The 14,981-nt window shown below is 36.7% G+C and carries 10 protein-coding genes; all 10 read left to right on the top strand.

Annotation, left to right across the window (positions count from 1 at the left end; genetic code table 11):
- On the top strand, window positions 1–2,043 hold a 2,043-nt coding region (locus H4J69_RS17535; RefSeq protein ID WP_182252007.1), incomplete at its 5' end, for a cadherin-like domain-containing protein.
- A 110-nt stretch (window positions 2,044–2,153) separates the two neighbouring features.
- Entirely contained in the window at window positions 2,154–4,328 is a 2,175-nt protein-coding gene (locus H4J69_RS17540; RefSeq protein ID WP_182218377.1) for a type I secretion system permease/ATPase, read from the top strand.
- Window positions 4,325–5,698 carry an HlyD family type I secretion periplasmic adaptor subunit gene (locus tag H4J69_RS17545; protein WP_182218375.1) on the top strand — a complete coding sequence of 458 codons (1,374 nt, stop codon included), beginning with the start codon at window positions 4,325–4,327 and terminating at the stop codon, window positions 5,696–5,698. The genes H4J69_RS17540 and H4J69_RS17545 overlap by 4 nt, the downstream gene beginning before the upstream one ends.
- A 57-nt stretch (window positions 5,699–5,755) precedes the next feature.
- Window positions 5,756–7,150 (top strand): TolC family outer membrane protein, encoded by a 1,395-nt coding sequence (locus tag H4J69_RS17550; RefSeq protein WP_182218374.1) that lies wholly within the window; start codon window positions 5,756–5,758, stop codon window positions 7,148–7,150.
- Window positions 7,143–7,781 carry an OmpA family protein gene (locus H4J69_RS17555; protein WP_182218372.1) on the top strand — a complete coding sequence of 213 codons (639 nt, stop codon included), beginning with the start codon at window positions 7,143–7,145 and terminating at the stop codon, window positions 7,779–7,781. Before H4J69_RS17550 ends, H4J69_RS17555 begins: the two co-directional genes overlap by 8 nt.
- Window positions 7,782–7,787: 6 nt before the next feature.
- Entirely contained in the window at window positions 7,788–8,504 is a 717-nt protein-coding gene (locus H4J69_RS17560; protein ID WP_259364844.1) for a transglutaminase-like cysteine peptidase, read from the top strand.
- A gap of 4 nt (window positions 8,505–8,508) precedes the next feature.
- Window positions 8,509–10,440, top strand: a complete 1,932-nt coding sequence (locus tag H4J69_RS17565; protein WP_182218370.1) for an EAL domain-containing protein — start codon at window positions 8,509–8,511, stop codon at window positions 10,438–10,440.
- A gap of 437 nt (window positions 10,441–10,877) precedes the next feature.
- Window positions 10,878–11,741 (top strand): VacJ family lipoprotein, encoded by an 864-nt coding sequence (locus H4J69_RS17570; RefSeq protein WP_182244936.1) that lies wholly within the window; start codon window positions 10,878–10,880, stop codon window positions 11,739–11,741.
- A 39-nt stretch (window positions 11,742–11,780) separates the two neighbouring features.
- The gene (locus tag H4J69_RS17575) at window positions 11,781–14,177 is read left to right on the top strand and encodes an RND family transporter (RefSeq protein WP_182218367.1); all 2,397 of its coding nucleotides are present in this window, start codon (window positions 11,781–11,783) and stop codon (window positions 14,175–14,177) included.
- Window positions 14,178–14,455: 278 nt separating this feature from the next.
- Window positions 14,456–14,911, top strand: coding sequence for a thioredoxin TrxC (gene trxC / locus H4J69_RS17580; protein WP_182218365.1), 456 nt, complete (start codon window positions 14,456–14,458; stop codon window positions 14,909–14,911).
- The last annotated feature ends 70 nt before the right edge of the window (window positions 14,912–14,981 follow it).

A 14,981-nucleotide genomic window follows, 5' to 3' on the forward strand; every position in this document is an offset into this window, starting at 1 on the left:
GCAGACGGTCCAATGACCGTCACCAGCTTTACTGTTGATGGTAATACATATAGTGCAGGTGACACCGTTACCCTCACCGAAGGTGAGTTAACTTTAAATGCAGATGGTAGTTATACTTTTACACCGAATGATAACTTCAATGGTGCTGTGCCTGTAATTACTTACATTGTTACTGACAGTGCAGGTGACACTCAGAGTTCTACCCTAACAATTTCAGTAACTCCAGTGTCAGATTTAAGTGATGATAGTGAAACTGTCACGATAGCTGAAGATACAACCGCCACAGGCAATGTGTTAGATAATGCTGAAACAGCAGACGGTCCAATGACCGTTACCAGCTTTACTGTTGGTGGGAATACGTATAATGCAGGTGATACCGTTACTCTCACTGAAGGTGAGTTAACTTTAAATACCGATGGTAGTTACACTTTTACACCGAATGATAACTTTAATGGCAGTGTGCCAGTGATCAGCTACACCATTACCGATGGTGCCGGTGATACCGATGTGTCGACCTTAACGATTGCGGTCACGCCGGTGAACGATCCACCAGTTGCGGCTGATGATAATTTTAGTGTTAACGAAGGCGAAATCGTCAGTGGCAATGTGATCAGCCATGATGACGGCGATGGCGTGATGGATAACGATGGTGGCGATGGTGCTAGTCTGAGCGTGACTCAAGTCAATGGCGTTGATTTAGTCTTTGATCCATTAACGGGTGAAGCCCGTGTAGATATCAAAGATGGTTTTATCTTAATCAAGGCTGATGGCAGTTTCACTTACACCCACAATGGTAACGATCTAGTAGGTGCACCACCAAGCTTTAATTATACTTTAAGTGATGGTACGGATGTTGATACCGGTACTGTGACAATCGCAGTAACACCAGTGAACGATCCACCGGTTGCAGAAGATGACGGCTTTAATATTGATGAAGGGGAAAGCGTTTCAGGCAATATTATACTTCATCACGATGGTGATGGTGTTATCGATACTGATGGTGGTGACGGTTCAACATTAGTGATAACTCATATTAATGGCATCGAACTAAGCTTTGGAACAGATGGCTTTGCTATTATTAATGTCGAAGGGGGTATTTTAAGTATTAATGCTAGTGGCGACTTTACTTATCAAAATAGTGAAGGCTATGTTTTAGACGCTACTCCACCAAGTTTTGAATACACTTTAACTGATGGTATTGATAGCGATACAGCCAATGTAATTATTACTGTTAATGACTCTGCTCCAGTTGCTGTCGATGACAATAATTACATTATATACCGCGAAAAGGATGGGAAATCAAGGATCGAAGGTATCCGAGGAAATGTCATAAGTAAAGGTAGTTCTGGAGATAATCAGGATACCTCAGTTGATGGAACCGTAACCTTAATTCAATTTGAATTTGAAGGCCAAGTATACATTTTTGATACTAACAATACTTCTTACATTATAGATACGGGGTTTGGTATTTTTACTATGTATGATACAGGGAAGTATAACTTCATTTTAGCTTCAGGGACTGATGTTAATACTATTCCTACATCGATTGAATTCGTTTACACCATCCAAGATGGTGATACCGCCAATCCTGAAACAGATAATGCGACTCTAACCATTTATTTTGAAAGTGCAAATGCTAACAACGCCAACGATACTAATGATGAGAGCTCTGCTTTATCTAACGGCGAACTTATCGACTTGTCTTTTAGTGAATCTGCTACCAGCCAAAGTCTAGGCAATCAAGGTTCAAATCTTGCAACTGATTATGATTTAAGTGATCTTTTGGTGCAAAGCCAGAGTGAAACTTTTATGTTTGATGAATTTTCGCAAAGTGACTTAAATACAGATCAAGAAAGTGAAGTTACAGTTATCTATGCAGACGAAAACTTGACCTTAGAAAATATTGATCAGGTCGACGCACTTTCAAATACTGAAACAATAATCACCAATAATTTCTTAAATAAAGGTGTAACATTGAACAGTGATGCGTCATCAGAAATTGTGCCATTGCCCATTGAACTCGACACTTCAGACCAGATATGATTAAGTCGAGTAAATTAAGTAGCAAAACATAACAAGTACAATGAGCTAATGATGAGATGTACTTTCCAACATCATTAGCTTATTGGCTTTTTTAAGGGATAACATACTAGGTGCAATCAACAGTGCAACAGTCAACTCAATGGACAATTAACGCTTCACAAAAGTTAAGTTCAGACCCTCTGTTAGACAGTTTAGTGCTTATAACAGAGCATTATGGTAACCCGTGTTCTCCTGAAGCGCTCGCGGCTGGTTTACCACTTACTGGTGCTAATCTTACACCAGAGCTATTACCTCAAGCAGCATCTCGCGCAGGGTTGAGTGCAAAATTAGTGCGTAAAGGCTTGAATGAATTACCCTCAATGTTGTTACCTTGTATTTTGATGCTAAAAGATAAAAAAGCCTTAGTATTACAAGAACTCGATATTGAAAAAAATATAGCAACAGTTTCTTTACCTGAAACTGGTGGTGAAGAACAGTTAACAATAGAGGAATTAGAATCGAGTTTTGTTGGTTATTTATTTTTAATAAAGCAGCAATATCGCGGTGATAGAAATTTTGATGTTCATCTTAATAGTTCAAAAGAACATTGGTTATGGCAGAAAATTAAGAATACTTCATCGATATACCGAGATGTAATTATTGCGTCAGTAATGATCAATGTTTTTGCTCTGGTATCACCACTTTTTGTGATGAATATTTATGACAAAGTGATACCTAATCTCGCTTTTGAATCGCTTTGGGTACTCGCCATTGGTGCCGGTGTCGCTTATATTTTTGATTTTATTTTAAAACAACTTCGTGGTTATCTAATTGATGTTGCAGGCAAGAAAATTGATATTGAAGTTTCTTCAAAATTATTTGCTAAAGTGATTGGTATACCGCTTGAAAAACGCTCCCCAAGTGTCGGTGGAATGGCAAAGCAGCTGAGTGAATTTGACAGTGTTAGAGAGTTTTTGTCTTCTGCGACAATAAGTGCCTTAGTTGACTTACCTTTTGCTGTGCTTTTTATGTTTTGTATTTGGCTTGTTGCAGGAGACTTAGTGATGTTTCCAATTATTGCCTCAATACTTATCATTGGCTACACATTATTAAATCAATCTAAACTGCGTAAAGCGATAGAAGAAAGTAATAAGTTTTCGGGTTTACGCCATGGACATCTGATTGAGTGTTTAAGCGCTTTAGAATCTATTAAAGCTAATGGCGCAGAAGGTGTTGTGCAAAGAGCTTGGCAGCAAATGGTTGGTCATACCTCGACCTGGTTACTTAAATCTAAAATGATCACTAATTCGGTCTTAAATTTTGCGAGTTTTATTGTACAAATATCAGTAGTCGCCGTTGTAGTGTTAGGTGTCTATCGGGTATCAGAAAACTTAATCTCGATGGGGGGAATTATAGCGGCTGTTATGTTAACCGGTCGTGCTATATCTCCTATTGCTAAGCTTGCTGGCCTAATGACGCGCTCTAATCAAACCTTAAGTGCTTTGAAACAACTTGATACTTTAATGGAGCAAGAAGGCGAATTTGAAGACAAAGCTCATTTGGTTAGTCGAACAAAACTCAGCGGCAATATAAATGCTGAAAATATCAGTTTTAAGTACCCTAATGCAGAAAGTGACTCTTTGCAGCCAATGTCAGTAAAAATTAATCAAGGAGAAAGAATCGCCATTGTTGGCCATAATGGTTCGGGTAAAACAACGCTAGCTAAATTACTATTAGGTCTTTATCAGCCAAGCAAGGGTAGCATTCAATTTGATGGTTTAAATCACCGGCAAATTCACCCTAGTGACTTACGAAAAAACATTGGCTATTTACCACAAGATATTGTCTTATTTCATGGTACCATCCGCGATAATATCCTCTTTGGTACTCGTCAAGTTACTGAATATCAACTTATTAGAGCGGTTCAACTGTCTGGTGTCAGTGCTTTTACCGATCATAATAGTCAAGGCCTTGACCAACAAGTGGGGGAAAGTGGTAGTGCATTATCACGTGGTCAAAGACAGTCAATTGTTTTAGCCAGAGCGATATTAAATTCACCTCAAATATTACTGTTAGATGAGCCAACCGCGAGTCTTGATGCTCGTGCTGAAAAGAAGTTTATTGAAGCAATCAATGCAACGGCAAAAGATCGCACTATGTTATTAATTACCCATAAAATGGATTTATTAAAATTGGTTGACCGCATTCTTGTTTTAGATAAAGGTAAATTGATTATTGACGGTCCAAAAGATAAAGTATTAGCGCAACTCAAAGGCGAAAATTTAAATCAAGAGGCGAACTTATGAAGGTTAGCCAACAAGACCTAGAAATGGCTGACGATGTATATGGTGCAATGCTAACGGAAGTGCCAAGTTTACATCGGTTAACTATATGGGCAATGGGTGGATTACTTTTTTGTTTTCTTATTTGGTCATATTTTTCTGAACTTCAACAAGTTACTTCAGGAATGGGCAAGGTAATACCATCAACTCAAGTACAAATTATACAAAGTTTAGATGGTGGTGTATTACAAAAACTCTTTGTTCAAGAAGGTATGCAAGTAATTAAAGGGCAACCGATTGCAAGTATTGATGATACTCGCTTTAGATCTGACTTTGCAGAACAAAAACAGGAGGTGAGTAGCCTAAGAGCGAATGTCATTCGCCTTAGAGCCGAGCTTTCAAGTATATTGATTGGTGTTAGCGAAAGTTGGCAACGACAAATAGAAATAAATATAAAAGTACCCGTTTACCCAGACGATTTACAACAAAACGCTAAGTTTATGGTTGAAAGACAACAAGAAGAGTATTCTGGAAGAATAGACAATTTAATCAATCAATTAGCAATTCAAGCCCAGCAGATACAACAAAGGGAACAAGAAGTTGCTGAATTAGTTTCGAAAATTAATACCTTAAAAATAAGTTATGAGATAGCCAGTAAAGAACTCGACTTAACACGACCGCTTGCAGAAAAAAACATTGTTTCAAAAATCGAACTCTATAAGTTAGAACGTAGCGTGAATGAGCTTAAAGGTGAATTAAGTGCGGTTCGTTTGTTAGCACCAAAATTAAAGTCTGCCATACAAGAGTCAATTTTAAATCGTCGAGAAACAGCACTTGCTTATAGAACAGAAGCGAGATCAGAGCTTAATGAATTAGAGAATAAACTATCTCGAATTAATGAATCACAGGTTGGTGCTCAAGATAAAGTAACGAAAGCATTAATTTTATCGCCGGTTATTGGTACTATTAAAACCATACACATTAATACCTTAGGTGGAGTCGTTAAGCCGGGTGAAACCATTGCTGAAATTGTGCCCACCGAAGATAAATTGATGGTTGAAGCAAAAATTAAGCCCAGAGATATTGCGTTTATTTATCCTGGGTTGCCAGCTGTTGTTAAGATCACTGCCTATGACTTTACAAGATATGGCGGGTTAACGGGTAAAGTAGAGCACATAAGTGCCGATACAACACAGGATGAAGAGGGAAACAGTTTTTATCTTATTAGAGTACGCACAGATGCTTCAAGCATTAAGAATAAAAATGGCAAAGAAATGCCAATTATTCCAGGTATGCTAACAGATGTTGATGTTATTACGGGTAAACGAACAATTTTAGAATATATTTTAAACCCCATATTACGGGCGAATGAGGCTGCACTAAGGGAACGGTAAGGCTTGTCTACTAGCAATTAATAATAATAAGAATATGGAGTATTTATAAATAACATTATGTTTAAATTAAATAAAGTAACTATGGTTTGGTGTTTAGGCTTATCGGGATTATATTCCGCTAATAGCTATGCCCAAAGTTTAGAGGCAGCCGTTGCAAACGCACTTGATACACATCCTGATATTCGTCAGACATTTGCACGATTTAAATCTAAAGAAGAAGATGTTAATCGTGCCTCAGCAGGCTATTTTCCAACTATTGATTTAACTGCTGGTTATGGTTATGAATATACAGATACTCCCGGAAATAGACGAAATGCTACCATCGGCGATGACGGTGAAACTGAATTAGCCCGTGGTGAATTTGGTGTTAGTATTAAACAAATTCTTTTTGATGGCATGTACACGAGTAATGAAATAGATAGAACTAAATTCGAAGCGAGCGCTGAGCAATGGACATTAATTGCCAATGCAGAAGATCTTGCGTTACAAGTGGCTAAAGCCTATTTAAATTTTATAAAAACAGATGAGCTTGTTAAATTATCAGCAATAAACATTGCCTCACACCAAGTCATTTATGATCAAATAAAAGAACGTACTGATTCAGGCCTGGGTAATATTGCTGACTTGTCTCAAGTTACAGGCCGGCTAGCTCGCGCGCAAGCTAACATGATTTCGGCGCGTAATAATAACCTTGACGCTAGGTCACAATTTATTCGTTTAACGAATACACAACCGAGTAACCTTGTGCTACCAGTACCTGATGCCGATATGTTACCTAAAAATAAAGCAACGGGGTTAACTCTAGCAATAAAACGTCATCCGGTAATTAAAGCTGCTCAACAAGATATTAATGCGGCTCGTTCATTTAAAAACTCAATAAACGCTAGATATTATCCAACCTTATCTTTAGAACTCGGCGTGAATTCTGACAATGATGTTGGTGGTGAAAGTGGTATTAATCGATTTGGCGCTGACGTAGGTGGTCATCGAAACGATGCAACAGCAATGCTGCGCTTACGCTACAACTTTTACTCGGGTGGAAAAGACATTGCTACCGAACGAAGTGCAGCCTATAAAATTTCAGAAGCGCAGGAAATTAATTATAACGCTCACCGTCAAGTTACTGAAAGCTTTGGTCTTTCGTGGAATGCTTTTGAAATGTTAGCTTTACAAAAAACATATCTAAAGCAACATGTTATTACATCTAAAGATACACAGGCAGCCTACAAACAGCAGTTCGATATTGGGCAGCGAAATCTTCTCGATCTGCTTGATACCGAAAATGAATTGTTTCAAGCTCGTAAGGATTACCTTGATGCAGACTTTAATGAATTGAGCGCTCAGTATCGTTTGTTAAATGCAACAGGCCTGCTACTTGATTCATTGAGAGTAACAAGATCATCAAAATGGAAAGGTGAACACGAATACGAACAAGGAGCTTACAATGAATAAGTTATCAATTAAGCCAATAGAAGTTACTGCAAAATATTTAATGGTCGCTTTTGCAGTAATATTTATTAGTGCTTGTGCTGATACTCCTGTAGTCATATTAGAAGACTCGGTACAGCAGCTTTATGATTTAACTGATTATGACAGTGATGGTGTAGTAAAAGCGCGTGAAAAATGTGATGGGACTTCTATTGGTGCTGCGATTGACAATTATGGTTGTGGTACTCAAACGTCTAAAATAATGCCTTTTAAAATTGATGTTAAATTTGTTAACAATTCTTATCAACTGTCAGACCAAGCAAATGAAGACATCAGTAAGTTAGCAGAACTTCTTAAAATGAATCCGCAAATCAATGTAGTGATTGAAGGGCATAGCAGTAAAGTTGGCGTGGCAAAATTAAATCAAGTGCTGTCAAATAATCGCGCTAAAGCAGTTGCTTTGGTACTAATCAATGATTTTAAAATTAATGAAGAGCGTATCTCTTCAATTGGTTATGGCTTTGAACGCTTAGAAAACTTAGCAGATACTGAACAAGCGCATGCTGAAAATCGTCGTATAATGGCCGAGATATCTCATATAGAAAAAATTGATGATCTCAAATGGACCATTTATACGGTGAATCAAGCTAATTAATTATTAATGAGTAGCATTAGAAGAAGTTCTTTTTTTAAATGGATGGTCATCAAACCCATTCAAATGCTTCTCATCACCACAATATGTTTAGCGGCTATATTTGCTCAATCTACACAGCCCCTTAATGAAAAAGAAATTGTCACATCATTAGAAAAAAGTTATGGAGAAAGAGCAGGTAAAAGAGGCAAAGCCTGGTTTAAATTAATGCAACCAAAAGTTCAACATTCCCCCTTAGAAACATTACAAGAAGTTAATCAATTCTTTAATATGTTTAGGTTTATTGATGATAGTAAACTTTGGGGGGTGAGCAATTATTGGGCGACACCTATCGAATTTATCGGTGTTAATGGTGGCGATTGCGAAGACTATTCAATTGCTAAATATTTTACCTTATTAGAGATGGGTATTGCGGATGAAAAAATGAGGATCACTATGGTAAAAGCCGTCAAACTTAATCAATACCATATGGTACTCGCTTACTACGAAACGCCTAGTGCCGTACCATTAATTTTAGATAATCTAGACGGTGTTATAAAACCCGCAAATCAGCGCAACGATCTGATCCCTATATATAGTTTTAATGCCAGTCAATTATGGTTGAACAAAGCAAAGGGGCAAGGAATTCTTAGTGGAAAATCATCAAAGCTTAAACTTTGGCGAGACTTAAGACAGCGTATAACTACTTCAAAACTTAAACAACCCAAAATTAAAATGGAGTTTTAAGACCATGACCCTATTTAGAGAAATAAACTCATTACTGTTCGCACTTTTTTTACTAGTTATGACCAGTTTAGTTTATTTTCAATTTACACAAACCCGCGACTTTATGAATCAGCAGATGGATTCTGATTTAAACAACACTATAACTTCGTTAGGTTTAATGCTGAGGCCTCATCTTGAAACCGGAGATGTAGCCACAGCAGAAACCTTGGTTAATGTCATTTTTGAAGGCGGCTTCTATCGCAAGGTGACCCTTAAATGGCTAGTTGATGGCAAAGAACAAATTTGGGAAAATCCAATTGTTATTGAAGGGGTTCCACAATGGTTTATAAATCTAGATTTATTTGCCATACAAAAAAAAGAAAGTTTAATTACCTCAGGTTGGTTGCAACTAGCAACAATTGAAATTGAAGGTCATCCTGCGTTGGGTTATCAAGAATTATGGCGTGTGATGAATGACACTTTGATGATTTTATCTTTGCTTTTTATTCTTTCTATTATTGTTTTAAGGTTCAAATTGAACCGAATTTTAAAACCGTTACATAATGTAGCTATACACGCGAAAAACATTTCACAACGTAAGTTTGGTCAAGACCTTGAGTTACCGAAAACTATAGAGTTACAAGATGTCGTTGGCGCGATTAATTCGATGTCAGGGCAGTTAAAACAAATATTTTCGACCTTGGATGAAGAGGTTAATGAATTAAAAGAAGATAAATTTATCGATCAGGTTTCTCAATTGCCTAATCGACAATATTTGTCTGCACAAATCAATAATTGGTTAAATGAGCCTGGTTTTGGCGGACTTATTTTAGCTAAGTTTGATTGGCTTGAAGATGTTCATAGTAAGTATGGCTATCAAGGCCGAGATGAAATTATTAAAGTTGTGTCAAAACGAATGCAAGCCGAGTTGCCAGAAATCAGCGAATGTATTATTGCACGAATTGCCAACACCGAATTTGCATTTTTGATCACTAAAGCAGAAAAAAGTGTCATAAAAGTCTACTTACAGTCATTAATTCGGATCATTAATCAAGAGATAGCGAAAGCAGGTTGCACACCTAATACTCGCTTTGCCTTAGGTGTTAGTCAACGCATTGATAACATGAATTCGGCTGACTTGTTATCTCAATCTGATAATGCACTACAACAAGCACAACGCGAGCATAAAATAAGTCATTGGATAGATGCGGATCAACCACAAAAATATAGCCGTGAACAATGGCGCAGTAAATTGGTTGATTCTATTAATAACAACCATTTTAGTTTTCAATGGCAGCCAATTTTAGCTATGACGACTCAACAAGTTATTCAGCGCGAAATATATTGTCGTTTATACATAGACAAACAAATTGTCACCGCATCTGAGTTTATGCCATTTATAGAGTTGTTATCGTTAGGTGCTCAGCTAGACAGATGTTTATTGCAGTCAATCGAACAGCAGAATATTTTGGCCCTTGCAGATGAGGGCATCGCGATTAATTTAACGCATGATAGTTTAAAAGATCCACAATTTATTCATTGGTTAGCGCAATACCTTAAGCAATCCGCCTATGCCGAACGTATTTCTTTTGAAATACCCGAATCAGCAGCCATAACCTCGTTTGAGCAATGTTATCAGCTAGCAGAAATTGTAAGAGCAGCGGGTGCTAAGATAGGTATTGACCAGTGTGGTCGTCAAATTGGCTCTTTAGAATATTTACAAAAACTCTTACCTAATTATATAAAATTAGACTTATCTTTCGCTTATTATGAGAAGTTAAATCACAATAAAGAACTTTGCCGTGCGCTAGTCAATGTGGCGAAAGGACTGAATATCTCGGTTATTATTACCGGAATTGAAGACCAAGCGCAATTAGCAGATTTTAATTCATTAAAAGCAGAGGGTTATCAAGGCTATATTTCTCCAGTTGAAGACGTTGATATTAATCTCAGTTAAATTTATGGGTATTAAAGTTTTAATGGCTTAATAATTTAGCTCTCCTATCTAGATTAAGTGTTTTTTAGGCACTATTTTATGAAAGAGACAATATTCATCTTTTGTCTCTTTAAGGAATGCTATAAGTGGAGAAAATTTTTATCAAAATATTTACCCATATATAGCAACGCCAGTAAAATATGAAAACGTTACGCTTCTTAATTTAATCCATTACAAAAGAACAATTAATAACAAAAGGATTAGTCAATTGTTAGCGCAAGCAAACAACATTATTGCTTTTTTGTACAGAACCTTGGACTAAGGTACAAAAAAGCAATTGATTAGTGATGTGTTAAATAAACGATTTATCTTAAAATAAACAACCACAAGTCATTAGAGGTATGTCATATTTAACACTATGAGTTATCCATAGTTTGTTCAAATTCCAGGGATTTAGAATGACAAGTATCAATAATACTAAAAAATTTAATTTATCGAGGTTTATTAAAAACCTAGCACAAAGTACTTTATTCTTATTATTTTTGACACAGGTAGTAGGGTGCTCATCTTTAAACGATGAGGCCGTTGTTGAAAAAGCTATAATAAGTGAATCCTCCTTAAAAGGCCCCTATGAAATAGCGGCTGAAGAAAATATCCCAAGCGTAATCAGCTATGAAGAGCCAGAAGATTCATTAAGATTTATCAATGAGCCCATTTTTAAATTTAATGATAAAGTATATCGCTACGTACTTAGCCCCTTCGCAGTAGGTTATCAAAAAGTTGTTCCTTTGCCTGTTGATCAAAGTATTCGAAACTTTTTTTACAATTTACGTGAACCGCTTTACGCGTTAAATCATTTATTTCAAGGAGAGCTTTCTAAATCGGGTAACAGTCTTGCTCGAGTGTTGGTAAATAGTACCATAGGTTTGTTTGGTTTATTTGACCCCGCCAACAGCATGATGGAACTGGAACGTGATAAAACGACTTTCGGAGAAACTCTTGCTTCTTATGGCGTCGGACATGGTTTTTATCTTGTTTTACCTTTACTTGGACCTTCAGACTTACGTGATACGGCATCATTATCGTTCAACTACCTAGCACACCCACTTAATTTCATTAATGATAAGAGGGCAGCTCAACAATTACTATTTGTTGATGGTATTCAAGCACAAACGCCTATTTTAGCTAAGTATCCACAGGTATTAACTGATGTTGAAAACCCTTACGAGTTTACGCGTAATTTATATATGCAAAGCATTCAACGAGATGGTCAAGAGCGTCGCAATGAAGTTTTTAAAACCGAAAAGCAAAAGCTACAATAACGCCTTTTTTAGTACTTCTAACCCAAAAGTGGAATAAATATGTTTAAAGCGAGTGCAACCTTTTGGGCTTATACCAGCTGTATTATTTTTTGCATACTCACGGCGACATTAGCCTGGCAAGCGAAAAATTTTGAGATTGATGCTTCAGCAGATACTTTGTTAGTCGATAACAATAAACATTACATTTTAACCCAGCTAGCTAGTCAACGTTATGGCTCTGAAGAATTTATACTGATTGCATTTAAACCGAGTAACAGCCAGTTATTTTCGACAACTAATCTTGATATCTTGTCGGAACTTGGCAGAAAAATAGAGAAAATAGCTCGTGTTAAACAAGTCAACAGTATTGTTAATGTGCCTATTTTTTCTTCTGCTAAAACAGTTTCTGCGGATGTTGAAGAGTTAACTTGGGAAAATAAAAAGTTTGATGAGCAAACGTTCTCACTAAGTTTAAAAAAACACCCTTTGTATGAGGGCTTGCTTATTAACAAAGGTCAAACGGCATTGTCGTTGCAAGTGGTTTTTAAGACAAATAAAAAAGTTGAACAGATAAATGACGATATTATTGACATTAAACGTCACTTATTAACCCGAGAACTCACCGATAAAGAACAAAATGCACTTGAGGCGCTAAAGCAACAACAGCAGAAACTTAATAAGCAACTCGAGCAAACGCGTATTGATGAAATTGAAAAAATTCGCGCGCTTCTATTACCCTATAAAAAAGACGGTGCCTTTTATTTAGGCGGTAATAATTTATTGTCATATGAGTTAATTCAAATTATCCAGAATGATTTAGTTCTTTTTGGTGCTTTAATTATTCTGGTGGTTATTGTGTTGTTGTGGTTTTTGTTTAGACAAGTAAGTTGGGTAGTTTTACCCATAGTTTGCTGTGCAACAAGTGTTGTTATGACGATAGGTTTACTCGCGGCACTGGATTTTAAAGTTACTGTTATTTCAGCGAATGTATTTGCCCTGCAAATTATTTTGTCTTTAGCGATGATAATTCACCTAATTGTACATTACCAAGAGTTGGTGTTAAAACACATCGATTGGGATCATCAAACACTTGTATTGGCAACCATTAAACAAAAAATAAAACCTTGTTTTTATGCAGGTTTAACGACCTCTATTGGTTTTGGCTCGCTTATCTTCAGTGGTGTTCAGCCAGTTATAAGTTTTGGTTGGATGATGGTTGTTGCTATGCTGGTTAGCTTCATTGTTAGTTTGGCTTTTTTCCCCGCATTACTGTTAGTCATTTTTAATAAACAAGGTTTTGTTAAGCAGCATCATCAGATTGAAAGGGGAATGACAGGCGCAGCAACTTTTGTTATTAATCAGCCAAAAAAGATTATTATTATATCTACTTTGATCACCCTTGTTGGTGCCTTGGGGTGCCTAAAGTTAACGGCAGAGAATAGTTTTTTAAATTACTTTAGTGAATCAACCAATGTTCGAAAAGAGCTGACCTTTATCGATCAAGAGTTTGGTGGCTCGACGCCATTTGACCTGTTATTGAATATTCCAGATAAGCAAATAAAATCAGGATTAGTTATCTCAGCCAGTGCAGTGCAGACGGTAACAGATATTCAAAATATGTTAGCAAAAGAGCAAGCCATTGGTGCGATTACCTCAATTGCCGACTTCACTAAAATTGCTCAAGTGGTCTATGGTAAACCCCTGACAGAATATGAACTTACCGCACTCTACAAAAGTTTAGATGTTGAGTTACAGCAGAAACTTTTTGGCGCTTACTTTTCAGAAAAAAATAACCAAATACGAATTTCTATGCGGGTTCAAGACAGCACTAAAGATCTAAATAGAGCCGATTTGTTGGCACATATTCATAAAGAGTTATCTGCAATGGGCATTAAAGAGCAGCAGTATACATTAACTGGTTTGTTCATCCTTTATCAAGATGTACTGTCACGTTTGCTCGATTCGCAAGTGCTGACGATACTCATTGTTTATGGTGCGATGGCGATAACACTGATGATTATATTTTCATCGTTCAAAGTTGCCTGGATTGCTTTAGTGCCTAATTTTATTACTACCGTAGTGATTATGGGCGTCTTAGGGATATTTTCGATTCCGCTAGATTTAATGACTATTACTATAGCCGCCGTAGCTATGGGAATTTCAATGGACGATACTATTCATTATATACACCGCTATATAGAAGAAATGGAACTTGGCCAAGCAAATAGCGATGATTGGATTAAGCGGACAAATTTATCGATTGGTTATGCACTAATATATACGACTACCGTTATTGTTATCGGTTTTGGTACCTTAATATTTTCTAATTTTGTGCCAAGCATATTATTTGGTTTACTGACCAGTGTGGCGATGATAGTTGCTCTAGTTACCGACATCACAACATTACCGGTATTATTGAAAAAATATTTAACTAAAAATAACCTTAAACAAAGCTAATCTTTTAAAGATATTAATCGAGCTAATGAATCAGTTAAAAAATTTAAATATCAAAGCACACGTTAAGTGCTGATCGACTAATGCTAAAACTGATAAGGGTAAAGTTTAATTGTGGCGGTTTTTATTCTTTATAAATAGATATATATTTCAATAAGTAACTAGTTAAATGGGGTTGCAATTAACGGTCTTAATTTAGATGCTTGAATTAAAGCCCGTACAGACCCATATTTACTTTTTATATTAAACGAATTTTAAAATACTTTTTAGTGAGATTTACTATGACTGATTCACCTATTCAAATAGTTTGCGCAAGTTGCGGTACGAAAAATCGTCTAGCTAAGGCTAAGCTCAATGACCAGCCTCTATGCGGTAAGTGTGGTAAAGCTGTGCTTTCTATTAACCCTGTTGTTGGTAGCGATAAAAACTTTAACCGTTATATTACCGACAACGGTTTACCTGTTGTTGTCGACTTTTGGGCACCGTGGTGCGGGCCTTGTAAACAATTTGCACCCACTTTTGAACAGGTTGCTGCCGATATGTTTACACAAGCTTGTTTTGTGAAGTTAGACACTGAAAGCAATCAAAATACCGCAGGAGGACATAATATCCGTTCTATTCCTACTTTAATGATATTTCATCACGGCAGAGAAATTGCTCGAATGTCCGGCGCCTTACCCAAAGCACAGTTCAAACAATGGCTAACTGAAAATTTACCGATGACAAACACATTATAAGTGTCGTAAAGAACATTCTTTATAGGTGCTGTGGTTACTCACAAGGGACAAAGATTATCCTTGTGAGTAA

The organism is Colwellia sp. BRX10-9, from assembly GCF_014077405.1.
Lineage (GTDB): Bacteria > Pseudomonadota > Gammaproteobacteria > Enterobacterales > Alteromonadaceae > Colwellia_A.